The sequence below is a fragment of the Mycobacterium sp. Aquia_216 genome, from assembly GCF_026723865.1.
Lineage (GTDB): Bacteria > Actinomycetota > Actinomycetes > Mycobacteriales > Mycobacteriaceae > Mycobacterium.
This window is the reverse complement of the sequence record NZ_CP113529.1, coordinates 5,612,758-5,636,042: the sequence shown is the minus strand read 5'-3', so window position 1 is coordinate 5,636,042 and position 23,285 is coordinate 5,612,758. Positions and strand designations below refer to the sequence as shown.

General features: G+C 65.6%; 25 protein-coding genes and 1 pseudogene. 15 read left to right on the top strand and 11 right to left on the bottom strand.

Annotation, left to right across the window (positions count from 1 at the left end; all coding sequences use genetic code 11):
• The first annotated feature begins 10 nt into the window (after positions 1 to 10).
• The gene (locus OK015_RS26370) at positions 11 to 616 is read left to right on the top strand and encodes a TetR/AcrR family transcriptional regulator (RefSeq protein WP_268127604.1); all 606 of its coding nucleotides are present in this window, start codon (positions 11 to 13) and stop codon (positions 614 to 616) included.
• Between the two features lie 13 nt (positions 617 to 629).
• Here the strand turns inward: OK015_RS26370 and OK015_RS26365 are convergent, their stop codons facing one another.
• From OK015_RS26365 to OK015_RS26355, 3 genes are all read right to left on the bottom strand, one after another.
• Positions 630 to 1,085 (bottom strand): PPOX class F420-dependent oxidoreductase, encoded by a 456-nt coding sequence (locus tag OK015_RS26365; RefSeq protein WP_268127603.1) that lies wholly within the window; start codon positions 1,083 to 1,085, stop codon positions 630 to 632.
• Between the two features lie 89 nt (positions 1,086 to 1,174).
• Positions 1,175 to 1,672 (bottom strand): hypothetical protein, encoded by a 498-nt coding sequence (locus tag OK015_RS26360; protein WP_268127601.1) that lies wholly within the window; start codon positions 1,670 to 1,672, stop codon positions 1,175 to 1,177.
• Between the two features lie 230 nt (positions 1,673 to 1,902).
• The gene (locus OK015_RS26355; protein ID WP_268127599.1) at positions 1,903 to 2,547 is read right to left on the bottom strand and encodes a TetR/AcrR family transcriptional regulator; all 645 of its coding nucleotides are present in this window, start codon (positions 2,545 to 2,547) and stop codon (positions 1,903 to 1,905) included.
• A 125-nt stretch (positions 2,548 to 2,672) separates the two neighbouring features.
• Here OK015_RS26355 and OK015_RS26350 point away from each other — a divergent pair, with 125 nt between their 5' ends.
• From OK015_RS26350 to OK015_RS26340, 3 genes are all read left to right on the top strand, one after another.
• Positions 2,673 to 4,034 (top strand): FAD-binding oxidoreductase, encoded by a 1,362-nt coding sequence (locus OK015_RS26350; RefSeq protein ID WP_268127597.1) that lies wholly within the window; start codon positions 2,673 to 2,675, stop codon positions 4,032 to 4,034.
• 27 nt (positions 4,035 to 4,061) lie between these two features.
• Positions 4,062 to 4,754: a M15 family metallopeptidase gene (locus tag OK015_RS26345; RefSeq protein WP_268127596.1), complete on the top strand. Its 693-nt coding sequence runs from the start codon at positions 4,062 to 4,064 to the stop codon at positions 4,752 to 4,754.
• A gap of 61 nt (positions 4,755 to 4,815) precedes the next feature.
• Positions 4,816 to 5,628: a class I SAM-dependent methyltransferase gene (locus OK015_RS26340; RefSeq protein ID WP_268127594.1), complete on the top strand. Its 813-nt coding sequence runs from the start codon at positions 4,816 to 4,818 to the stop codon at positions 5,626 to 5,628.
• A gap of 27 nt (positions 5,629 to 5,655) precedes the next feature.
• Here the strand turns inward: OK015_RS26340 and OK015_RS26335 are convergent.
• Positions 5,656 to 5,772 (bottom strand): annotated as a pseudogene (locus OK015_RS26335) (SDR family oxidoreductase); the annotation flags it as partial.
• Positions 5,773 to 5,835: 63 nt separating this feature from the next.
• Between OK015_RS26335 and OK015_RS26330 the strand changes: the two are divergent.
• The 4 genes from OK015_RS26330 to OK015_RS26315 are packed head-to-tail and all read left to right on the top strand — an operon-like array spanning position 5,836 to position 9,826.
• The gene (locus OK015_RS26330; RefSeq protein ID WP_268127592.1) at positions 5,836 to 7,413 is read left to right on the top strand and encodes a methylmalonyl-CoA mutase family protein; all 1,578 of its coding nucleotides are present in this window, start codon (positions 5,836 to 5,838) and stop codon (positions 7,411 to 7,413) included.
• Positions 7,414 to 7,854 (top strand): cobalamin B12-binding domain-containing protein, encoded by a 441-nt coding sequence (locus OK015_RS26325; RefSeq protein WP_268127589.1) that lies wholly within the window; start codon positions 7,414 to 7,416, stop codon positions 7,852 to 7,854.
• Entirely contained in the window at positions 7,839 to 8,795 is a 957-nt protein-coding gene (locus OK015_RS26320) for an LLM class F420-dependent oxidoreductase (RefSeq protein WP_268127587.1), read from the top strand. Before OK015_RS26325 ends, OK015_RS26320 begins: the two co-directional genes overlap by 16 nt.
• 47 nt (positions 8,796 to 8,842) lie before the next feature.
• Entirely contained in the window at positions 8,843 to 9,826 is a 984-nt protein-coding gene (locus OK015_RS26315) for a CaiB/BaiF CoA transferase family protein (RefSeq protein WP_268133128.1), read from the top strand.
• Positions 9,827 to 9,895: 69 nt separating this feature from the next.
• Here the strand turns inward: OK015_RS26315 and OK015_RS26310 are convergent, their stop codons facing one another.
• The 3 genes from OK015_RS26310 to OK015_RS26300 are packed head-to-tail and all read right to left on the bottom strand — an operon-like array spanning position 9,896 to position 11,838.
• Entirely contained in the window at positions 9,896 to 11,161 is a 1,266-nt protein-coding gene (locus tag OK015_RS26310) for an amidohydrolase family protein (protein ID WP_268127585.1), read from the bottom strand.
• A 40-nt stretch (positions 11,162 to 11,201) separates the two neighbouring features.
• A complete protein-coding gene (locus OK015_RS26305) occupies positions 11,202 to 11,516 on the bottom strand; it encodes a DUF4286 family protein (RefSeq protein ID WP_268127584.1) in 315 nt (104 codons plus the stop codon).
• A gap of 19 nt (positions 11,517 to 11,535) precedes the next feature.
• Positions 11,536 to 11,838: a 2Fe-2S iron-sulfur cluster-binding protein gene (locus OK015_RS26300; protein ID WP_268127581.1), complete on the bottom strand. Its 303-nt coding sequence runs from the start codon at positions 11,836 to 11,838 to the stop codon at positions 11,536 to 11,538.
• Between the two features lie 170 nt (positions 11,839 to 12,008).
• Between OK015_RS26300 and OK015_RS26295 the strand changes: the two genes are divergently transcribed.
• From OK015_RS26295 to OK015_RS26280, 4 genes are read left to right on the top strand one after another with little or no spacing between them, the layout of a single operon-like run.
• Entirely contained in the window at positions 12,009 to 13,424 is a 1,416-nt protein-coding gene (locus OK015_RS26295) for a class I adenylate-forming enzyme family protein (RefSeq protein WP_268127579.1), read from the top strand.
• A complete protein-coding gene (locus OK015_RS26290) occupies positions 13,402 to 14,316 on the top strand; it encodes an acyl-CoA dehydrogenase family protein (protein ID WP_268127576.1) in 915 nt (304 codons plus the stop codon). The genes OK015_RS26295 and OK015_RS26290 overlap by 23 nt, the downstream gene beginning before the upstream one ends.
• Positions 14,303 to 15,400 (top strand): acyl-CoA dehydrogenase family protein, encoded by a 1,098-nt coding sequence (locus tag OK015_RS26285; RefSeq protein WP_268127574.1) that lies wholly within the window; start codon positions 14,303 to 14,305, stop codon positions 15,398 to 15,400. Before OK015_RS26290 ends, OK015_RS26285 begins: the two co-directional genes overlap by 14 nt.
• Position 15,401: 1 nt before the next feature.
• Complete coding sequence (locus tag OK015_RS26280; protein WP_268127571.1) at positions 15,402 to 16,169, top strand: enoyl-CoA hydratase/isomerase family protein; 768 nt, start codon at positions 15,402 to 15,404, stop codon at positions 16,167 to 16,169.
• A gap of 37 nt (positions 16,170 to 16,206) precedes the next feature.
• Here OK015_RS26280 and mbp1 read toward each other — a convergent pair whose 3' ends face one another.
• A complete protein-coding gene (gene mbp1 / locus OK015_RS26275) occupies positions 16,207 to 16,449 on the bottom strand; it encodes a microaggregate-binding protein 1 (RefSeq protein WP_268127569.1) in 243 nt (80 codons plus the stop codon).
• 246 nt (positions 16,450 to 16,695) lie between these two features.
• Positions 16,696 to 17,568, bottom strand: coding sequence for a proline iminopeptidase-family hydrolase (locus tag OK015_RS26270; protein ID WP_268127567.1), 873 nt, complete (start codon positions 17,566 to 17,568; stop codon positions 16,696 to 16,698).
• A 211-nt stretch (positions 17,569 to 17,779) separates the two neighbouring features.
• On the opposite strand from OK015_RS26270, the gene meaB reads away from it, so the two are divergent.
• Positions 17,780 to 18,667, top strand: coding sequence for a methylmalonyl Co-A mutase-associated GTPase MeaB (gene meaB, locus OK015_RS26265; RefSeq protein WP_268127566.1), 888 nt, complete (start codon positions 17,780 to 17,782; stop codon positions 18,665 to 18,667).
• 128 nt (positions 18,668 to 18,795) lie between these two features.
• Complete coding sequence (locus OK015_RS26260) at positions 18,796 to 19,683, top strand: thiamine pyrophosphate-dependent enzyme (RefSeq protein WP_268127563.1); 888 nt, start codon at positions 18,796 to 18,798, stop codon at positions 19,681 to 19,683.
• Here the strand turns inward: OK015_RS26260 and OK015_RS26255 are convergent.
• Positions 19,676 to 20,329: a response regulator gene (locus OK015_RS26255; RefSeq protein WP_268127562.1), complete on the bottom strand. Its 654-nt coding sequence runs from the start codon at positions 20,327 to 20,329 to the stop codon at positions 19,676 to 19,678. The two genes, OK015_RS26260 and OK015_RS26255, sit on opposite strands and share 8 nt — an antisense overlap.
• Positions 20,330 to 20,442: 113 nt before the next feature.
• On the opposite strand from OK015_RS26255, the gene OK015_RS26250 reads away from it, so the two are divergent.
• The gene (locus OK015_RS26250) at positions 20,443 to 21,645 is read left to right on the top strand and encodes a sensor histidine kinase (protein ID WP_268127561.1); all 1,203 of its coding nucleotides are present in this window, start codon (positions 20,443 to 20,445) and stop codon (positions 21,643 to 21,645) included.
• A 16-nt stretch (positions 21,646 to 21,661) separates the two neighbouring features.
• Here the strand turns inward: OK015_RS26250 and OK015_RS26245 are convergent, their stop codons facing one another.
• On the bottom strand, positions 21,662 to 23,275 hold the full coding sequence (locus OK015_RS26245) for an FAD-dependent oxidoreductase (RefSeq protein ID WP_268127558.1): 1,614 nt from the start codon (positions 23,273 to 23,275) through the stop codon (positions 21,662 to 21,664).
• Between the last annotated feature and the right edge of the window lie 10 nt (positions 23,276 to 23,285).

Below are 23,285 nucleotides of genomic sequence, written 5' to 3'. Positions count from 1 at the left end.
TATCGGGCATATGAGTGAGATGGAATCGAAGCTTCGCCAACGCACGGTTGGCCGGCTGGACCGATCTCGTGACCCCGCGATCCTCAACGCCGCTCTTGCCGCGCTGACCGAGAACGGGTACGACGCCACGAATATGGACGACATCGCCGCGCGCGCCGGCGTCGGCAAGGCGGCGATTTACCGGCGGTGGTCTTCGAAAGCAGCATTGATTACCGACGTTCTCGTCTACTGGCGACCCGATCTGCGCACCGACGACGCCCCCGACACCGGGAGTTTGACCGGCGACATCGAAGCCTTGATCGACCGCGCCGTAAGCCATGACAACGGGTTGATCACTAACGATCTACTGCTCCGCGTCGCGCTGGAAGCTACTCGCGATCCCCAGCTCGCTACGGCCATCGACGATTTGATGCTGTTGCGGGGCGGACGTCAGATCACGATAATTCTGGCCCGCGCCGTAGCCCGCGGTGAAATCGCCGCCGACCGCGACTGGTCCCTGGTCGCCAACGTACTCACGGCAATGAGCCTGCTGCGAGTACTGAACGGGCAAACCGTCGACGCGAAATTCCTGCGACAAGTCACCGAAACACTGGTTCTTCCAGCAATATCCAGCTAGACGGCAGTGAGCTCTACCTCGGCGGGAAGCCGCCGGTGGCCACCGGTCCCCAGCGGCGCGGCGCGATGCGGATCAGACACTTGCCTTGGTCCACCATAGCCTGGCGGTATTCCGCCCAGTCCGGGTGCTCACCGGCGATCACCCGGTAGTAGTCGACGAGCAGGTCCACCGCCGCGGGCAAGCCGATGACCTCGGCCTCGCCATCGACTTGCACGTAGGCGCCGTTGAAATCGTCGGAGAGGATGACCACGCTCGCCGACGGATTGCGGCGGATATTCACGCATTTGGCGCGTTGTGGATAGGTCGCGATCACAATGCGGCCTTCTTCGTCGACACCACCGGTCACCGGCGAACTGTGCAACGACCCGTCCGAGCGGAAAGTCGTCAACAGCATCTTGTGTCGCGGCCGGATGAAGTCGAGCAGTTCGGGAAGACTGACCGCGTCCGCGGTCGCCACTTTAGGAGCCATGAATCCATGCTAGCGATCCGCGGAACGGACCTACGGCGTGCTTGAACACGTTGCCGCACAACGCATCCTTGTAGTCGGCGCGATGTCGACTAGATCGCCGTGATGATTTCCGATGTGTAGAAGTCGATCGGTGTCTGCGAGTGCGGTGACGGGCGGTCAACGAATACCCAGACGCCCGTCGAATTGGCGGCAATTGCGTTTTGCAGCGTCACCGCGCCCGCGCCGCTGCCGTCGGTGTCGATACCGCCGGCGGTGACCCCGGCATCTCCGGCTCCGCAGCCGGCAGAAGTCCTGGGTGACTGAATCAGTCTGACGTTGTAGTGGGTTTGCGGCTCGGCGGCGATTAATTGCACCTGCGCGACGACGTTGTTGGACGCCGCCTTGCTGATGACGGTGTGGCCGCTGCCCTTACCGAATGTCGGCACATTCACCGCCCAGGTGAAGTCGCACGCCCGAAACTTTGGAGTCAACGGCACGGGGGTACCCGCGGAACTGGCGTCTGCCGTCGCAACGCCCGTCGCGCTCCAGAATATTGCCGTCCCAAGGATATTCGCACCGATGAAAAACAGCGCGGTGATTTTTCGCATTTATTTCCTGCCGCATCATTTATACATAGATCAACTTGGCAACGTACCAAAGATAATGAAAGAACCTGGCTATGAAGGCGCCGACAGTTAGGCAAATCACATGCACAGGTATTGTGCAGTCCAGCTCACACATCGATATTCGGGAAAACCATTTGCCGGGTCATTAGTCCACGGCGACAAAGCGTTTCACCAGTAATTGCCTTGCCGCGGTCGATTCGCTGGCGGCGATCTCAGGTGTCGCGAGGTTTCAGCAGCGCGTGGCTGACCGCGTCCCGCAGCCATTCTTCGGCCTTGGCGTAGCTCCACCCGTTGTCGTCGACGAGGGTGAAAAACCCGGCGTAGCCGAGGTAGAACCACAGGACGTCAAGCGCCGCATCGGCACTCATGTCGCCGCGCAAGGCATTCAGCTCTGCGAGGCGGCGCGCGGCGACACCGTGCCCGGCCCGGTAACGGGCGGTGGCGAGCGCGAGACCCTCGGCCGCGGTCGCCTCGTGCGGGGCTGCGGCGATGACGACGCGCATGATGTCGCCGTAGTCTTCTCGCATCCCACGCACAGTCGCCGTCGTGTACCGCAGGATCTCCCCGGGGTCGTCGAGGCTCTCGATGCGTTCGACGGCCACAGCGACCACGGGTGCTGCCGACCATACGTCGATCAGTGTGCGCAGCAGACCCTGCTTGCCGCCGTTGACGGCGTACACGGTAGCGGGTGAAACCCTTGCCTCGGACGCGATTTCGTTGACGGTGGTCGCGAAGTAACCCTTGTCGCGGAACAGGCGGCGCGCGGCGTCGACCGCGGCTTGTCGGGTTGCCTGCGCGTACTCCGCCCGTCGGCCGGTGATCCGGCTCGGCGTCGCCGCGGCATCGTGATCGGTCACGTCCCACCCACCCCTCATTGGAGTTGCACTCCAGTGAGCGTAGCACTACTCTGGCAAATCAGAGCATGGCTCTGATCGTTTGAGTGGAGCTCTAATCCGTGAGCCGGCTGAGCAAAGGAATAATCATGTCCACATGCCCGTCGACCGCTTCGGCGGCCGCCGTCGCAGCAGAACTCGATCGCCGGCTCCCCGCCGGGCGCATTCTGGCCGGTCGTGCCTACGAACAGAGCTGCCGAGTCTGGAACGGCGCCATCGATCGCGCACCGGCGTTGATCGTGCGTCCACACACCCGGGCCGAGGTCCAGGCCGCGGTGGTTGCGGCACGTGAACACGATCTGCCGTTGTCGGTACGGGGCGGCGGGCACGATTGGGCGGGTCGGGCGCTACGTCACGGCGGCCTGGTCATCGACCTGTCCGCCATGACGCACGTGATCGTGGACCCGCAGCACCGGGTCGCCACCGTGCAGGGGGGTGCCACCGCCGGCGGTGTGATCGGTGCGGCGCACGCTCACGGCCTGACCGCGGCCGCGGGCACCGTTGGCGGGGTCGGCATGACCGGGTTGACCCTGGGCGGTGGTTATGGGCCGTTGCTGGGGCGTTACGGCCTGGCGCTGGACAACGTGCTCGGCGTCGAGGTGGTGATCGCCAACGGCCGTTTGGTCACGGCCACGGTTTCAGAGGAACCCGAGCTGTATTGGGCGCTGCGCGGTGGCGGCGGCAATTTCGGCGTCGTCACCGCGCTGAGCGTGCAGTTGCACCCAGTGTCCACTGTTCTCGGGGGGCTCATCGCATATCCCTGGTCCGACGCCGACCGGGTGTGGGAGCAACTGGACGGAATTCTCGTCGACGCACCGGACGAGCTTACGGTGCAGACCGGAATGCTGCCCGGCCCTGACGGGAGCCCGACGGTGTTTCTCTCGCCGGTCTGGTGTGGCGACTTGTCGGACGGTCAACGGGTCCTCGAGTCACTGCAAGCGCTGAGCACGCCGCTGATGGCGCAGGTCGCGCCGGCCAGTTACGTCGAGTTGCTGCGCCAATTCGACGCGTTCGTCGTCGACGGACGTCATTGCGCCGCCCGGTCCCGCAACGTCACCCGCTTCACACCCGAAGTCGTCGCCGCTTTGGTTGAGGCGGGCCTGCGTCAACCATCAAGAAACTCAATGATCTCCGTGCACCACTTTCACGGCGCTGCCACTCGGGTTCCCGTCGCGGACACCGCGTTCGGCCTGCGCGCGCCGCACCGCATGATCGAGATCGTGGCGGCGTGGGAGCCCGAGGAAGACCCAACCGCGCACATTGGCTGGGCGGATCGCGTCGATGCCGATTTGGCACCGCACGCCCTTCCCGGCGGCTACCCCAACATGCTGGGGCCGGGCGCACGCGAGCAGATCGCGCACGCATACGGAAGCAATGCCGAGCGCCTGTGTGCCGCCAAGCGGCACTTCGACCCCGACGGCGTATTCTCGGCCGTCGGCTTACCGGGTTAATCGACGAACAGCCCGGACAATGGCTGGATGCATCGTGTGCGGCTGGTCCTCTCGTTGGCGGTAGCCGTCGCGGTGTCGCGGGCCGCTGTCGCGCAGGCGAGTCCCGATGTCCCGCCGGTCAGCGACGCGGCGCACGCGGCCGGGTTCATCGACGTGCGCAGTGTCGTTCCCGACGCCATCATCGACCTGCGCTACGCGACGACGAACAACTTCACCGGCACGCAGTTGTATCCCTCCGACGCGCGATGCCTGGTCCACCAATCCATGTCGCAGGGCCTCGCGAGTGCCGCGTCCGCGCTGCGCCCGCAGGGGCACTTGCTGGTGTTCTGGGATTGCTATCGGCCCCATGACGTTCAGGTGAGGATGTTCAGCGTCGTCCCCAATCCGGCGTGGGTGGCACGGCCGGGTCCCTATGCGCACAGCCACGAATCGGGGCGTTCGGTGGACGTGACATTCACCAGCGTGGAACCACAGTGCCCGCCCGAACGTCACGCGGGCGGCCTTTGCCTGGCCGACATGGGCACCGGCTTCGACGATTTCTCGCCGCGCGCAACGGCATTCGCAACTCAGGGGGTCAGTGCCGACGCGCAGGCGCACCGGGCCCTGCTGCGGGACGCGATGAAGTACGGCGGATTGTCTCCGTACTCCGGGGAGTGGTGGCACTTCGACGGACCCGGCGCCGGCGTCGGCCGTCCGATTCTCAATGTCCCGGTCGATTAACTAATCCATATAGTGAGATGTTGGTTTCATAATGTGGCTGGCCGTCGGTAGGCTCGGCGACATGAACGACGAACGCCGAGCCAGCTACACGCACGGACATCACGAGTCGGTGCTGCGCAGTCATCAGCGGCGCACCGCGGAAGACTCCGCGGGCTACCTGCTGTCGTACCTGAAGCCGGGACTGTCGCTGCTTGACGTCGGATGTGGTCCCGGAACGATCACCGCCGACCTCGCCGCCAGGGTTGCGCCCGGATCGGTCACGGCCATCGACCAATTCGCCGATGTCCTCGACCAGGCCCGCGCGGAGGCGCAGCGGCGCGAGCTGTCCAATGTCTCGTTCGCCACCGCCGACGTGGATCGGCTCGAGATTCCCGACGGCACATTCGATGTCGTGCACGCCCACCAGGTGCTGCAGCACGTCGCGGACCCGGTGTGGGCGCTGCGCGAGATGCGCAGGGTGTGCGTCCCCGGCGGAATCGTGGCGGCTCGCGACGCCGACTACACCGGATTCGTCTGGTTCCCACGCCTTGCGGCACTCGACTTTTGGCGCGATGTCTACCAACAGGCCGCCCGCGCCAATGGCGGCGAGCCCGACGCCGGCCGGCAGTTGTTGTCGTGGGCGCTGGAAGCGGGCTTCGACGACGTCACACCCACGGGAAGCCTGTGGTGCTATGCCACTCCCGAGACCCGCGAATGGTGGGGCGGAATGTGGGCCGACCGAATCCTGCATTCCGGCATCGCCCGCGACATTCTGCGGTTTGGCCTGGCAACTACGGCACAGCTCGAGGAGATTTCCGCGGCATGGCGATCGTGGGCCGCGGCCCCGGACGGTTGGCTAGCGATTCCGCACGGCGAAATCATCTGCCGCGCATAGCAGTTCATGCTCCGGCGAGCAGTCAGGAACCGCCGCGTCGACCACCCGCTGCTCGCCCTCCTCGCGGCGCACGTCGCCGACGACGGCGAGCGCCTTGCCGCCGGCGGCCTCGACCTCGGCGGCAGCGGTATGCACCGTTCCCGGTGTTTGGCCTGGTCAACCGTGTGGTATTGGCATTCTCTTTTTTTGCAAGTACGTTATTCACCGATGGATAATACGGCCCACACTCCGTCCGGTATCCCGCTGCGGCCCGTCTACGGGCCCGCGGATGTCGGCGCGGAGCCACCGCAGCCGGGTGAGTTCCCCTTCACCCGGGGTAACTTCGCGTCCGGCTACCGCGGCAAGCTCTGGACGTTTCGGCAGTACTCCGGATTCGGCACTGCCGAGGAATCCAATCGCCGTTATCGTTACCTGCTCGATCAAGGCGGCACCGGGCTGTCGGTGGCGCTCGACCTGCCCACCCAGTGCGGATACGACTCCGACGACCCTGAATTCGGCGAGGAGGTCGGCCGGGTCGGCGTCGCGGTGGACACCCTGGCCGACTTCGAGATCTTGTTCGACGGCATTCCGTTGGACAAGCTCAGCACGAGCATGACGATCAACGGAACGGCGGCGATCCTGCTGGCGTTCTACGTCGCGGCCGCCGAGAAAAAGGGGATACCCCGGGCGAAGCTCACCGGGACCATCCAAAACGACATCCTCAAGGAGTACGCCTCGCGCGGTACCTGGATCTGGCCGCCGGAGCCGTCGCTGCGGTTGATCGCCGACACCATCGAGTTCTGCGCGGCGGAGGTGCCGAAGTTCAACGCGATTTCGGTGGCCGGGGCGCATTTCCGCGATGCCGGGGCCAACGCGGTGCAGGAGATGGCGTTTACCCTGGCCGACGGTGTCACGTATTGCGACACCGTGGTGGAACGTGGCCGGATGACGATCGACCAGTTCGCGCCGCAGATCTCGTTCTTCTTCTACACCCACGGGGACTTCTTCGAGGAGATCGCCAAATACCGTGCGGGGCGGCGGCGTTGGGCGACCATCGTGCGGGAGCGCTACGGGGCGACAACGGCCAAGGCGGCGATGTTCCGCTTCGGTTGCGTCTGTGGTGGCGCGTCGCTGTACGCGCCGCAGGCCCACAACAACATCGTCCGGGTGGCCTACGAGGCGATGGCCGCCGTGCTGGGTGGTGTGCAGTCGATGTTCACCGCGGCCTGGGACGAGCCGTTCGCGCTGCCCACCGAGGAAACCACGACACTGGCGCTGCGCACCCAGCAGATCCTGGCGCATGAAACGGGCGTGGCCAGCGTCGCCGACCCGCTGGGCGGCTCCTACTTCGTCGAGGCGCTGACCGATGCCACCGAGGAACGCATCATCGAGATCATGTCCGACCTCGAGCGGCACGGCGGAATGGTGCACGCCATCGAGGACGGTTACCTGCAAGGCCTGATCGCCGACGAAGCCTTCAACATGCATCAGGACGTCGAGGCGGGCACCCGTCCGGTCGTCGGCGTGAACCGGTTCGTGACCGAGGAACCGGATCACGACGTCGTCACCTACGAGCTCGACGCCGAGGGACGGGACCTGCAGCTCAAGCGGCTCTCCAAGGTCAAGGCCGAAAGAGATTCAACGGCAGTCGAATCGAGTCTGACGGCATTGTCGCGTGCCGCCGAGGGAACCGACAATCTGATGCACATGCTCATTGACTGTGCCAACGCGTATTGCACGGTCGGCGAAATGGTCTCCGCGCTCAAAGTGGTGTGGGGCGAATTCCAGCAACCGGTGGTGTTCTAGATGACGGTGAGAATTCTGGTCGCGAAACCCGGCCTCGACGGGCATGATCGCGGCGCCAAGATCGTTGCCCGTACCTTGCGCGACGCGGGCTTCGAGGTCATCTACACGGGCATCCGCCAGCGCATCGAAGACATCGCGTCGATCGCGGTCCAGGAAGACGTCGCCGTGGTGGGCCTGAGCATCCTGTCCGGTGCGCATCTGGCGCTCACCGCCCGCACCGTCGAAGCGCTGCGCGGCGCCGACGCCGCGGACATCGCCGTCGTCGTCGGCGGGACGATCCCGCACGCCGACGTGCCCAAACTGCTATCCGCCGGTGCCGCTGCGGTATTCCCTACCGGGACACCGCTCGACACGCTGGTCCGCGAGATCCGCGCACTGACCGGCACGGCGGACATTGAACCGAAGGAACCCGCTGTGGAGGAATCGTGCGCGTCGGAGTAATGATCGGTGCCGAGCGGGGCGATATGGCCCGCAAGGTCGCCAAGTTGGCTTCCGATATCGAATGGGCCGAATCCGCGGGATTGGACACCGCGTGGATGCCGCAGGTGCCCAACGACTTCGACTGCCTGACCATGGTGTCGTTGATGGCCGCGCACACCTCACGCATCGAGCTGGGCACCGCGGTCGTACCGCTGCAGGCTCAGCATCCGATTGCTCTTGCCCGTCAAGCACTCTCGACGCACGCGGTAGCCGGTGGGCGGTTGGCGCTGGGTATCGGGCCGTCGCACCACTGGATCATTCGGGACATGCTCGGGTTGCCGTACGAGAAGCCGGCCGCCTACACCCGCGACTACTTGCAGGTCCTCAACGCCGCTGTTGCCGGCCCGGGACCGGTTGACGTCGAGAATGATTCGTTCACGGTGCACAATCCGACGGCGATCGGCGCCGATACCCCGATGCCGGTGCTCGTCGCGGCCCTGGGGCCGGTGATGCTCCAGTTGGCGGGTGAGCTGGCCGACGGCACGGTGTTGTGGATGGCCGACGAGCGAGCGATCGGCGATCACATCGCCCCGAAGATCACCAAGGCCGCCGCAGATGCCGGGCGCCCGGCACCGCGGATCGTCGCGGGTATCCCGGTATGCCTTTGCGCACCTGCCCAAGTCGACGAGGCCAAAGGGCGCGCCAACCGCATCCTGGGCGAGGCCGAGGTGTCGCCGAACTACCAGCGCCTGCTCGACCGCGGTGACGCCCGCGATGTCGGCGACCTGTGCGCGGCCGGCGACGAGAAGGCGATCCTGTCGCGCATGCGCCTATTCGCCGACGCAGGGGTCACCGACCTATCGGTGCGCCTGCTGCCGATCGGTGACAACCGCGACGAGCTCATCGCGTCCAAGCAGCGCACCCGGGAGATGATCGCGGCTCTCGCAACGGAACTGCGGTGACTTCCGCCGGTCCGCTCGACGGAATACGCATTCTGGAAGTCGGGACCATGCTCGCCGGCCCGTATGCCACCATGCTGCTCGCCGACCTCGGTGCCGAGGTCACCAAGATCGAACCCCGCGGCGGTGAAATCTCGCGCGGTGTCGGCCCCACCTATTTCGCCAGCCTGAACCGAAACAAGTCCAGCATCTGCTTGGACCTGAATTCCGATGCGGGCCGGCAACACCTGGGTGAACTGGTGTCGGAATCCCACGCGCTTCTGGTGAATCTGAAACCGTCGGCCATCCGTCGGCTGGGCCTCACCTATGACCAGTTGCGACGGCACAACGAACGGATCGTCTGCGTCGCGATCACCGGATTCGGCCTGCACGGCGGCGACGATCCGGCCTTCGACTACGTAGTTCAGGCGGGATTCGGTATCGCCGCACTCACCGGCGATCCGGATGGCCCACCGACGCTGCCGGGTTACTCGTCAGCCGACAATTCCACCGGAATGGCTGCAGCGCTTGGTCTTTTGGCCATGATCGTCTCCGGCACCGGTGGGCAAGTCGATGTTTCGCTGCGCGACGTCATGCTGTCGCAACTGAACTACCATGCGTCGGCCTACCTCAACAACGGCGTCGAGCCGCAGCGCCGTCCGAATGGCGCGCACTCGTACTATGTGCCGGCCCAGCTCTTTCCGACGGCTGACGGATACTTGGCCTTGTTCATCACCCACGACGGATTCTGGAAGTCCTTTGCCGCCGAGGCGGGTATCGGCGGCTTCGATACCATGGCCGAACGGGTGGCCCGCCGCGACGAGGTGCTCGCCGTCGTCACCGCGATGCTGGCGACCGACAGCGCCGCGAGCTGGGAGTGCCGGCTGCGCCCCCTGGGAGTGCCCGCCGCGGCGGTGCGCACGCTGCCCGAAGCCCTCAGAGCGACCCCGGAAGTGGTTGTCACGGCGGGAGAATTCCGCCTCGTCGGCAGTCCGATCCACGTCTCCGGGTATCAGCCCGACTATCGGCCGCCACCTCAACTCCCCGAGGTATAGCGACTGGCCCAACGTGCGGCCAGCCGCGCGTTCGAACCCGAGCGTGAAGCTGGTCGCACGTTCGAGGCCCTACCGCGCGACGGCAGCTTGCTTCTCCTCGTAGCGCCGTGCCCATTCGGCGCGCGGCCGGATAGCTACGTCTACGTCAATCGCTTTGGCGCGCAGAGTTTTAACGTTCGCGTGCTCGCGGGGGGTGCGGGCGAACGGATCCCAGCCGAAGAACCGGCAGGCGTTGGCCCAGGTGATCTTGTTGATGTCCGAGTCGTCGGCTCCGGCGGCGTTGAGCTCGGCCAGCACCTGCTCGGGCGCATCGGGCCAGAAGCAGTCCGAGTGCGGATAATCGCACTCCCAGGCGATGATGTCGATGCCGATTTCGTGACGCAGCTTCAACGAAGTCTTGTCGGTGACGTAGCAGGCCAGCGAGTGTTCGCGGAACACGTCGCTGGGCAGCTTGTCGCCGAAGTCGCGGCGCAGCCACTTCTGGTTGGTGTAGTGGCGGTCGCTGCGGTCGAGGTAGAACGGGATCCAGCCGATGCCCCCCTCGGAGAAGGCGAATTTCAGGTCGGGGTAGTTGCGCATCGCGGGGCCCCACAGCAGATCCTGCGCGCACATCGCCGAAACCTGGGTGGCCAGAATGATCATGTTGTCGATCGGCGCGTTGGGGGCCATGCTGATCGCCCCGAATCCGGTGCCGATGTGCAGACACATCACCACGTTCTGCTCGGACAGCGTGCCGAACACCGGACCCCAGTAATCCTCGTCGTGATAGCTCGGAAGTCCTTCCAGGTGAGGCAGTTCCGGCATCGTCACTGCGCGGCAGCCCTTGGCGGCGACACGGCGGATCTCGGCGCACATTCCCTCCGGGGTCCACGTCGGGAGGATTGCGATCGGGATGAAGCGGTCCGGGTAGGACCCGGCCCATTCGTCGATGTGCCAGTCGTTGTACGCCGACACCATCACCAGGGTGACGTCTTCGCGCGTCATGTTGAGGTGGCGGGCCGAGAATCCGGTGAACGTCGGGAAGCACATCGACGCGAGGATGCCGTTGCGGTTCATGTCCCGCACGCGTTCGTGTACGTCGTAGACACCGGGACGCATTTCGGCGAAACCAGCTGGATCGCGGCCCCATTCCTCCGCGGGCCACGACACCACGGCGTTCAGTCCGCTCACGCCCTGCGGCCTGCCCTGGTACATCCATTGGTCCACGCCCTTGTCGTCCACCACGACGATCGGGGCCTCGGCCTTGTACTTGGCGGGCACGTGGCGAAGAAACATGTCCGGCGGCTCGACCACGTGGTCGTCAATGCTCACCAGGATCAGGTCATCGGCATCCATCGGGCTTTCCTCTCTCATTAAGCGGTGCAGCCGAATTCGGCTAGCCGTCGCGCTCGGTGGTCGTCGCCAGCAGGCGCGGGATCGGCGCGGGATCCAGCAGCAGCGCATCGGACATGGTTAATTGGCCGGCGTTGGCGATCATGTTGTCCAGGATGGCCTGCAGGTCGTCACCCTCGATCTCGTAGATGGCGACATAGGGGCCGTCACCGTTTACCGGACGCAGCCGCCGCGCGGAGACGAATCCGTCGAGAGCCACGAGTTCGCGCAGATGCACCTCGTCGTACCAGGTGTTGTACTCCTGCTCGCGTTCGGGCGAACTGGGTCGACTCTCAACGAGGATGATGCCCTTGGCCATCGCTGTCACCTCTCTGTGACTACTCGTAGCGCACGGTGACCGAATCCGTATCGGGTACGCCCTGGCACGTCAAAATGTAGCCGTCGGCCACTTCGTCGTCGTCGAGTGCGTCGTTGATCCGCATGGTCGCGTGGCCGTGCTCGAGCCGGGCCATGCACGTGCCGCAGTTGCCGGCCTCACAGTTGAACGGGGGATCCAGGCCGGCCCGCCGTGCGCTTTCCAGGAGTGTCTCGCCCGCAACCAGCGACACCGTCGCCTTCTTGCGTTCCAGGTAGATCGTCACCGTGCCGGGCTCGGCACCATTCGATGTGGGATCTGCCACCCTTGGAGTCTCCTCGGTCGTCGCCGTGAGCGCCGCACGCTGAAACGCACCGTGGCCGCCCCACCCGTACTTGCGTTCTTCAGTATAGAGAATACTATTCTCGCTAAGCGATAGCATCTTCTCTAGTGCACCGATGTCGGGTCAGCGTGGCCTGCGGGGAAGGACAGGACGTGACCGAGCCGGCCGCGCTCGTGTTCGAGGAACGGCACTTCAGCCTGCCCCAGCTCGACATGCTGGCCAACAGTTTGGCTGCGGCGCTGGCCAGAAACGGTGTCGCCGCGGGCCAGCGGGTAGCCGTCATGTCATCCAACCGGCCGGAGTTCGTCGCCGTCCTGCTGGGGATCTGGCGGTTGGGGGCTACGGCGGTACTCATCAGTCCCGCATGGAAGCACGACGAGGTCGACCACGCGCTGGCGCTGACCAATCCAAGCCATGCGGTCGGGGACCATCCGGTGCTGGCCGGGCTGATGCCGATGCTGCACCTGGATGAACCGGTCGCCCCCGCGGAGCCCATAGCGCTGGCGGGGCCACCGCGCGCCGACGCGGTGCTGGTTTTCAGTTCGGGCACCACCGGTTTACCGAAGGCCGTCCGGCACACCCACACCGCATTGGCCGACGCGGTCCGCCACTGGCGCGACGCGTTGCAACTCACCCGGCAGGATCGAATACAGGTCGCCACACCACCGTCGCACATCCTTGGTCTGCTCAACATCATCACCGCGCTGCGTACCGGCGCCTGGCTGCGGCTGCATCCCCGTTTCGATGTCGACCGGATACTGCATCACATCGAAAAAGACCGCATCACAATCGAAATGGCGGTGGCGCCCATCGCTCTGGCCATCGCCTCGCACCCAAGGCTCGAGTCATACGACTTGTCGTCACTGCGCTTCATCATGTGGGGCGCAACACCGGTCAGTGCCGGCGTCGCCGAGACCGTCACGCGGCGCACCGGCGTGGGATGGCTTCCGGCCTACGGAACCACTGAACTACCTGTCATCGCGTGCAATCCGCTCGACGGTGCCCGGCTCGACACGGTCGGGCGCCCGGTGCCGGGGGTGCAGTTGCGGATCGTCTCGCTGCAGACCGGACAGCCGGTCGGTCCGGGCGCGGTCGGTGAGATCCAGGCGCGGTCGACTACATTGATGGCCGGTTACCTGCCGGCCGAGGCGACCGGCGAGGCGATCTGCGACGGTTGGTATCGCACCGGAGACGTCGGCTGGCTCGACACCGACCGTTGGCTGCGGATCACCGACCGCCTCAAAGAGATGATCAAGGTGCGCGGATTTCAAGTCGCACCCGCCGAAATCGAGACGGTGCTGCACGGTCATCCCGCCGTCAAAGACTGTGCGGTGTTCGGGGTTCCGGACGGGCTCAACGGCGAGGCCGTCGTTGCCGCGGTCGCCACTCATGCTCCCGGAGACACGGAGGCGGTCGCCGCCGACCTCACCGCCCGGGTGGACGAGAAACTGGCGTCCTACAAACATCTGAGCCGCATCGTCTTCGTGCCTGATATTCCTCGCCTACCGTCGGGCAAGGTGCTGCGCCGAGTGCTGAAGGAGCGCTATGGATGTACGTCTGACACCTGAACAGCAACAGCTACGGGATGCCGCCGCGAAGCTGGCCGATGATCTGGGGCCGACGACGGTAGCCGACCTCGCCGACGACAGCCGAATCGCGCGGCTGGACAAGCAGATCGCAGCGACGGGCTGGAGGTCACTGCGCGCCGATGGAGCCTCCGGGGTCGAAGTCGCCATTGTCGCTGAGGAATTCGGGCGCCGGTTGGTCGACACCCCGTTTCTCGGCCCGGTGTTGGCCGATGACCTGGCACACCGTATCGGTGTCGAGGCCGGCGCGGCCACCCCGACCACGGTGGCGCTCGCTGACCGCGCGATCGACGCGCGCGGTGCCCGGCGCGCTTTGTCGCTGTCCGCCAATACGGTGCTGGCCGCAGACCTCGGCGCCGTGCGCGACGGTGCCGACTTGACCAGAGCCGAAGCCGAATTGGGAGGCTCAGCAGAGACGCTCGGCGAGCTAGCGGACGACACTTCGGCCCGGTGGTACGCGCTCGCGTTGGTTGCCACGTGCGCGGACCTGGTCGGAATCGCCCGGGGTGCGCAGGCCGTCGCCTGCGACTACGCGAAGATTCGCGAACAGTACGGTAAGCAGATCGGCTCGTATCAAGCCGTCGCCCACCTGTTGGCCGAAAGCCTTGCCGTGATTGAAGGCTCGGTGAGCGTGCTGCGCCACGCCGCCTGGGGCGTCGACGAACTCGCGCCGGCGCGCGCCATCCGGGCTGCCCAGATCGCGAAGATCTACTGCGCGCGTGCCACCAGAACCGTGTGCGAGACCGCGGTTCAGGTACACGGCGGGATCGGCAACACCTGGGAGTGCATCGCACACGTCTACCTGCGCCGCGCCCTGACATCGACAGAGCTGTGGCCCGTCGCGCTGAAGGAGATCGATCTTGGACTTTCGTGACTCACCCGACGAGGCGGCTTTCCGCGAGCGACTGCGTACGTGGCTTTCGGCGCATGCCAAGGAATTCTCCGGCTCGGGCGACGAGTATTGGGCGCGGATGGCCGACTGGCATCGCGCCCTGTACGAGAACGGCTTTTTCGGACTGTCCTGGCCACGCGATTGGGGCGGGCAGGACCTGGCGCCGGTGTACGACGTCATCGTCGACGAGGAGCTGGTGCGCGCCGGCGCCCCGCCCCGTCCCAGCGTCGGCTACCTGGTCTACGGCATCGGCGCGCACGGCAGTGATGAACTGCGCAAGCGCTTCCTGCCCGGCATAATCAACGGCACCGAGCGCTGGTGCCAGGGCTTCAGTGAACCGGACGCGGGCTCGGATCTAGCGTCGCTGACCACCACCGCCACCCGGGACGGCGATAACTACGTCGTGCACGGGCACAAGATCTGGACCAGCTACTCCGACGTGGCCGACTGGTGTCTACTGCTGGCCCGCACCGATCCCGACGCCAAGCGACACCGGGGTCTGTCGGCGTTCGTGATCGCGATGAAACAGACTGGCGTGCAACAACGTCCATTGCAGATGATGAACGGGGTCAGCAACGAATTCGGCCAGGTGTTCTTCGACGGCGCCACGGTGCCGGCGGACCGGATGGTCGGCGCTCCCGGCGACGGCTGGGCGGTGGCGATGACCGTCGTCGGACACGAACGCGAGCCTTCCACTCTCGGCTATGCCGCGCGATACGGCAAGCTCGTCCGACAACTGTTGGCGCACTGGGTTGATCGCGAAGGCCCGGTTCCTGAAGAGTTGGCGTGGGCGGCGGTTCAGTCGGATATGCTGACGCATCACGTGCGGCGGCGGTTGTCCGAGCAGCTGGATGGCGTGTCGCACGGGTCGGAAGGTTCGCTGGACAAGCTGCTGATGACCTGGGTCGAACAATCCGTGGGGCACGCCGCACTGGCGGTCGCCGGGACCCGCGACCCAGATCTGCTCAGCGCCTACCTGTACAGCCGCGCACAGAGCGTCATGGGCGGGACATCACAGATACAGAAGAACATCATCGCTTCACGAATCTTGGGATTGGGAGTCTGACGTGTACGACATGCCTGCTGAAATCGATGTCCGCGTCGACGGTGCGCTGCGGATCATCACCCTGAACCGGCCGGATTCGCTGAACTCGGTCAACGATGATCTGCACTCCGGGCTGGCGCGGCTGTGGCAGCGATTGACGGATGACCCCACCGCCCGTGCGGCGGTGATAACCGGTGCGGGCCGGGCATTTTCGGCCGGCGGCGATTTCGGTTATCTCGAAGAACTCTCGAACGACGCCGACCTGCGGGCCAAGACCATTCGAGATGGACGCGAGATCGTACTGGGCATGGCACGGTGCCGAATTCCGGTGGTAGCGGCCGTGAATGGCCCGGCCGTCGGTCTGGGTTGCAGCCTGGTCGCGCTGAGTGACATTGTCTACATCGCCGAAGACGCGTACCTCGCCGATCCACATGTGCAGGTGGGATTGGTCGCCGCCGATGGTGGACCGCTGACCTGGCCGCTGCACATCAGCCTGCTCTTGGCCAAGGAATACGCATTGACCGGCACCCGGATCAAAGCCCAACGCGCCGTTGAACTCGGACTGGCCAATCACGTGGCAGCCGACCCCGTAGCGGAGGCAATCGCTTGCGCCAAAAAGATTTTGGAGCTGCCCCAACAGGCCGTCGAGAGCACCAAGCGGGTGCTCAACATCCATCTGGAGCGTGCGGTGCTCGCCAGCCTGGACTACGCCTTGTCGGCCGAAAGCCAGTCATTCCTCACCGAGGACTTCCGAGCGAACGTCGCCAAGTTCAACGCCGCCAAAAACTGAGCCGCATTTCGCGGCTCAGTTCCTGGACGGGGTGTGACTAACTCTTCGCTGCGGCCTTCTCGCGAGCCTCGGCGGTCTTCTCAGCCCCACGCGCGGTCTCGGCCTGTGCCTCTTTCTTGGCCACGTCGCGTTGTGCCTGCGCCTTGTCCTGCTGAGCGCGGCCTTCCTTGCGGAGACTTTCGTTGTTGATCAGGATGCCGACGATCTCTTTGGTCTTCCCGATCGCGTCCTCGATGACGCCCTTGATGCCTTCCACGAGTCCACTGTCGCGGTCGCTCATGATGGAGCTCCCTCCGTAGTCATGTTGTCGGTCTAGTGACCCGTACCCCACGAGGCGGGTCCAGCAACGCTTTAACCCGTGTCGCTGGTGTGGTGTCGGTCACCCCGACCGTCTGCCAGCACCGTAGCGACCGATGCGGCCGGTCCTGACGACGGGCGGTCGGCGTGTCGGGCATGCGTGTCGCGGCCAGCCATCCGCATCGCCGGACGGGAGGCGTTAGGCCGGGCTTACTGGGATTCGGGTCGTTCAGCCGTCGTCGTGGTGCCGCAAGAAATCTCGCAGCACATCGTCGAACCGGTCTGGCTCCTCAATGAACGGCATGTGCGAGCTCGACTCGAACAACTCGAAGCGCGAGCCCTTGATGCGCTGGTGCATCTCTCGCATGTGCTCGGGGGCGCACTCGTCATGGCGGCCCGCGACGACGAGGGTCGGCAGCGCGATCTCGGTCAACCGGTCGAACACGTCCCAGTCGCGAATGGTCCCGATGATGTGAAAGTCGCTGGGGCCGAACATTGTTTCGAAGATCTCGGTTCCCATGCGCGCGAATGCGTCCTGGAGTTCAGCAGGCCAGGGGTGAACACGGCAGAGATACGTCTCGTTCCAGATACGGACGGCGTCCTGGTATTCGGGCGAGTGTGTCGTGCCGGCGGCTTGATGACGGTCGATGGCGGATTGAGTGGCCGGGTCCAAGTCGCCTTTGAGCCGGGCCACCATGCCCGAAAACGCGGGTATGGACGCGATGCTGTTCGAGATGGTCAGGCTGACCGCGGTCGACGGGACGTCGAGAATGTACTGCTGCGCCAGCATTCCGCCCCACGAATTACCGAAGAGATGGAAGCGGTCCAGGTCGAGCGCTTGGATGACGGCATCCATTTCGGCGATCGAGCGCTGCACCGTCCATAGTTTCGTGTCTGACGGGCGTTCGGAGTTTCCACAGCCAAGCTGATCCCAGTACACAACCTCACGTTCGTCGGCCAGGCGTTCCAGCGAAAGCAAGTAGTTGTGCGGGACGCCGGGCCCGCCGTGCACGGCCAGGAGGGGAAGGCCCGGGCCGCCGCCGACGCGCTTGAACCACACATTTCCGCCCGGGACCGCGATGGTCCCCTCCGACTGAGTCATCGCACGCGATGCTAGTCGCCGGCCCGGGCGACAGCCCTCGCTGCAACTCATGTTTTCTGTTTAAGCGAAAAATATTCGCGTAAATGCGTGGTTGTTCTCGCAGTCCCGCGCCTGTGCTGGCTGAATTGGAGAACACCTGTGCAACGCGTGGCGGTCAGCGTGCGCTCGGGTTCCGCGACGGTCATCGAGGTCCCGGCTCCATAATGTGTCCATGACCATCGCCGACCTAATTACCGGAGCGCGCAACGGGTCTCCACGCGCGGTGGGTCGGCTGCTCAGCCTGGTCGAGGGGGAGCAGCGCGACGAGGTGCTGGCCAGCATCGGCCCGGCAACCGCGCTGACGGTTCGTGTTGTCGGTATCACCGGCCCGCCGGGCGCGGGGAAGTCGACCACGGTCGCGGCCCTCGTCGGTGCCTACCGGGAGCGTGGCAGCCGGGTGGCCGTGCTGGCGGTGGACCCGTCGTCGCCGTTCAGTGGTGGCGCCCTGCTGGGTGACCGGATTCGAATGGCCGCGCATATCAACGACTCTGAGGTATTGATCCGCTCGGTGGCCAGCCGTGGTCATCTCGGCGGTCTGGCTGCCGCGGTTCCGGCGGCCATCCGACTGCTGGGTGCTATCGGTTACGACATGGTGCTGCTGGAAACCGTGGGTGTGGGGCAATCCGAGATCGAGATTGCCGCCGTCGCCGACCCCACTGTCGTCATCCTCAACCCCGGGGCGGGCGACGCGGTCCAGGCCGCCAAAGCCGGCGTGCTGGAAATTGCCGACATCGTGGTGGTCAACAAGGCCGACCGGGATGGTGCCGAACAGACCGTGCGGGATCTGCGGGCCGAGACGGAGGCCCCCATCGTCAGCCTGATCGCCGCTCGGGGCGAGGGCGTCGCGGACCTCGTCGCCGCCATCGACGACCATCACCGCACCGACAGCCGGGAGCGTCGGCTGGCTCGCGCCCGTGCGCAGATCCTTTCCCTGGCACAGACCCAGCTGCGGACCCAGCCGGATCTCGACGGGCTCGCCCGGGCGGTGGTCGATGGGCAGGACGACCCGTATTCGGCGGCCGCGCGGCTGCTGTTACGCGCAGGTCAGCGCCGGGATTGATCGTCGCTTGTCCCCCAATCGGGGGAACGGGCATTCATCCGGATTGCAGCCCGATCGGCGGAGGTTTGCCCAGCTGAACCGGCCTAACTTAGCTCTTGTATCCACGACGAGTTAGGAGAGACCGGAACATGACTCGCACACCTGAACTGTCTGCGGCGCGGTTGCGCGACGAGCTGGAGTTGTACCGGCAAATGTGGGTCTTGCGCCTGCTCGACATGGCAGTGGAGGAGTTGCGCATCGACGGTCTGCTCAACCAGCCGGTACGGGCCGCGTTCGGCCAGGAGGCAGTGGCTATCGGTACCGCCGCGGCGCTTCGTCCGGGCGACCTGATGACCACCGGCATCGTCCATCTGCAGCATGCCCAGCAGATCGGGTGCGCGTTGCCGCTCGGCCCGGCCATCGCCGCGCTGATCGGCCCCAACTTCGACAGCGACGAGGAACTCGGAGCTTCTGTTCGTGGTTTGTCTTCCCTCTCAGACTCTTTGCGGCAGTCACCGCTGCTGGCGGTGGGACACGCCTACGGCAAGCAACTGATCGACGACGGCAGGGTCACGATATGTGTCATGGAGACTCGTGACGCGAAATCCGCGGACTTCACCGAGGCCGCTCACATCGCCATGTCTTGGCAGCTTCCGGTGGTGTTCGTCGTCGAGAACGCACGTCGCGACATTCACGCGGGCGACAGCCACGGGATGCCGGTGCTGCGTGTTGACGGCAACGACGTTGCGGCGGTTCGCGATTCGGTTGCTGAAGCGGTGCGACGAGCGGGCGCCGGCGCGGGCCCCGTTGTGGTTCAGGCGGTCACCGAACGCGCGAACGGTGTCTCCTCGGTGGATCCCCTGGTCCTGGCCCGGCAGCGGCTTATCGGCGCCGGTATCAGCGCCGGCCACCTCTACGAGTTGGAGCGCCGGGCTCGCCACCTGGTCGCCGAGGCAGAGGCCCACGCGAAGGCAATGTTGTGCGAAGAACCGCCGGCGCCGATTCGGGAGCCGGAAGTGTGGCCGGCCGCTAGTTGAGCAGACCTTGCCGCATGGCCTCGTGGACGGCGGCCGCGCGGTCGCTGACCCCGAGCTTCTCGTATAGGCGCTGCACATGCGTTTTGACCGTGGACGGCGCCACGAACAGCTCGGCGGCGATCGCGGGGATGCTCTGACCGCGAGCAATCCGATTGAGCACCTCGCGCTCTCGAGCGGACAGGACAGGCGCACTCGGTTCTGCGCGCTGCCGAATCTGTGCGGCAAGACCTCCGGCAAGCGAGGGTGCCACCACGTCGCGTCCACTCGCGCAATCGAGCACGGCTTTGACGATCTCGGTGCGCGTCGAGTCTTTGAGCAGAAAGCCGGCGGCACCCTGCTGCAATGCTTGATACACGATCGCCGACTCGTCGTGAGCCGACAACAGCAGCACGCGGGTCGGCAAGTCGTTGCCGCGCACCGCCGCGGCCACTTGCGCGCCGTCCATGCCAGGCATCCTGAAGTCGAGCAACGCGACGTCGGGCCGGTGCTCCTTGATCAGTTCCAGTGCCTGCGTACCGTCATCCGCTTCGCCGACGACGTGCACCTCACCGCTCAACGCGAGCGCGCGCACTACCCCTTCACGGAACAGCGGGTGGTCATCGCCGACGACGACGCGGACCTTCTCGGGCGTTGCTCCGCCGGTCATGGCGGACAGTGTAGCGGTTTGCCGCACCAGCGCAGATTGCCACGACGGAGAACCTGATGCCGGTTTTGCCATTTAGCCTCCGGGCAGCGAGCACCGATGAATATTGTGTTCGCGTGGCGGATACCAGCGATGCGGAACTGCATCGAGTTCGCAGGGTTCACCAGCTGCGCTCGTATCGCATTGCGTCGGTGGTTCGGATTGGTGTGGTGGGACTGATGGTCGCCGCCATGATCATCGGTACGAACCGATCCGAGTGGCGGCAACAGGGTGTATTGATCGTCGCGTATGCGGTGGTCGCCCTGTGCGCCATGGCGCTGGCGTTTTCCCCGTTCCATCAAAGGATTGCCTTGGGCCGGCTGGAACCCGTTGCCTTCACCGTCGTCGATGTTGTCGCCTTGACGGTCTTTCAGTTGCTGTCCACCGACGGGATCTATCCGCTGCTGATCATGACCATGCTGCCCATCCTGCTAGGCCTCGACGTCTCGTCGCGACGCGCCGCGGTGGTGCTGATCTTCTCCATGGTGGGGTTCGCGATCGCGGTGCTGCAGGACCCGGAGATGCTTCGCTCGATCGGCTTGTTCGAGGCCACTTTCCGCTTCGTGCTGTACGGGTTCCTCTGCGCCACCGCGTACATGGCCGTCCGCATCGCGGACCGGCACACCCGCTCGGTGGCCGGCCTGAGCGTGCTGCGAGAGGAATTGCTCGCGCAGACGATGACCGCCCAGGACGTGCTGCAGCGCCGGATTTCGGAAACCATTCACGACGGACCACTGCAAGACATCCTGGCGGTGCGCCAGGAAATCGTCGAGCTGGAGACTGCGCTGCCCGGCGACGAGCGCGTCGAGCGTGCGCTGGCCGGTCTGCAAATCGCGTCACAGAGCCTGCGGCAGGCTACATTCGAGCTGCACCCCGCCGTCCTGGAGCAGGTTGGTCTGGGCGCTGCCGTGCAACAGTTGGCCTCCGATACGTCGCACCGTTCGGGGATCGAGATCTCTACCGACATCGATTACCCGAATCGCAACGAGATCGACCCGATCGTCTTCGGCGTGGTGCGCGAATTGGTATCCAATGTGGTGCAGCATTCGCAAGCCCGTCACGCATCGATCACGCTCGGAGTCACCGATCACCGGTGTGTGCTGCACGTCGTCGACGACGGTGTGGGATTCGACACCGAGACGATGGCACGCCGACTGGGGCAGGGCCACATCGGGCTGGCGTCGCACCGGGCCCGGGTGGACGCCGCCGGCGGAGTGTTCGTCTTCCTCGATACCCCGGTGGGAACTCACATTTGCGTGGAAGTGCCGCTGCGCCCGTGAGCCGGCACGGCCGCGGCTACTGCAGGTCGACAGACTTCCCGGTGGCGGCGGCGTAGCCCGCGCGGTAGCCGAAAACCATTGCCGGACCGATGGTTCCGCCAGCACCGCCGTAGGCCCGGCCGGTCGCGCCGGCCATCGTGTTGCCCGCGGCGAACAGGCCCGGTATCGGTTCCCCGTTAACGTGGAGCACGCGGCCGTCGTGGTCTGTGCGCGGACCGCCCTTGGTGCCCATCGCGCCGATGCTCACCGGCACCGCGTAATAGGGTGCGGTGTCGATCGGGCCCAGTGTCTTTCCGGCAGCCGTGGTGGCGGTGTCGTCGCCCCAATAGCCGTCGTACGCACTGGAGCCGCGGCCGAAGTCGGGATCGGCGTCCTGCGCGACATGGCGGTTCCAATCGTCGATCGTGTGGATCAGACCGTCGGCGTCGATGCCGGTCTTGGCGCCCAGTTCGCTCAGGTCCGCGGACTCGCAGAACCAGTCCGGAACCGGTTCCCCGGGAGCGATACCCAGGAATCCATAGCGCTGCAGGTGAACTGAGTCGAACACCATCCACCCGCGGTCATTGACATACCCACCTCGGGGATCCAGGTAGTGGAACGCGCCCGCCATCGAGTTGTAATCGCATGCCTCGTTGACGAATCGGTGCCCCGCTTGGTTGACGATGATGCTGCGCGGCCGAGTCCGCTCCAGTCGCACGCTGCGGCTGCGCTGCCGGCCGTCGATGGTGTCGCCGGGGATTTGCACGATCGGGACCCACCAGGCTTCGCCCATGTTAGCCAGATCCGCGCCGTGCGCCATCGCCATGCGCAGCCCGTCGCCGGTGTTGTTCGGCGGGGATACGGCGCCGTGCATCGGGCCGCGCAGGAAGGCCTGCACCAAACCCGGATCCCATTCGAAACCGCCGACACCCAACACGACTCCGCGGCGCGCACGCACCTGGACGGTCCGTCCGGGCAGCGCGATGCGCACCCCGACGATCTCACCGCCCTCGGCAATGAGTTCCTCGGCGCGGGCATTGGTCTGCGGAGTGATCCCGGCGTCGAGTAATCCCTTGAGCAGCCCCGCGATCAGCGCGGTGCCGGCGACGCACAGATCGCTGCCTTCGTCGATCGTCACGTGCAGGCGCGCCCGGGTCTCGGCATCGATACCGACGTTGGACCAGTCGGCCGGAAACGACGTGATCCGGTTGGCCCAGTCGCCGAGCTGGTTCAGGTCGAACGGCCCCGCACTCAGCGACCGACCCCCGGTCGGCTGTCCGCCCGGCAGCTCCGGGCGGTAGTCGGGGAAACCGGTGGCGACTTCGAAGCGCAGGCCGCTGTGTCCCTCCACGAATTCCAGCATCGTGGGGCCGGTCCGCACGAAAGTCTCGACCAGAGCGTCGTCCATGGTGCCGTGGGACTGCGCGCGCAGGTACCGCAGCGCATCGTCTTCGGTCAATTTGCCCTCGGGAGAACGGTTATGGGCGGGGATCCACACCACGCCACCCGACACCGCGGTGGTGCCGCCGACGGTCGGGGCCTTCTCGTACACCTCGACCGAGGCGCCGGCGGCCACCGCCGACAGTGCGGCGGTAAGCCCGGCGCCGCCGGTGCCGAGTACGACGACGTCGACTTCGGAATCCCACAACATCAACTGCTAT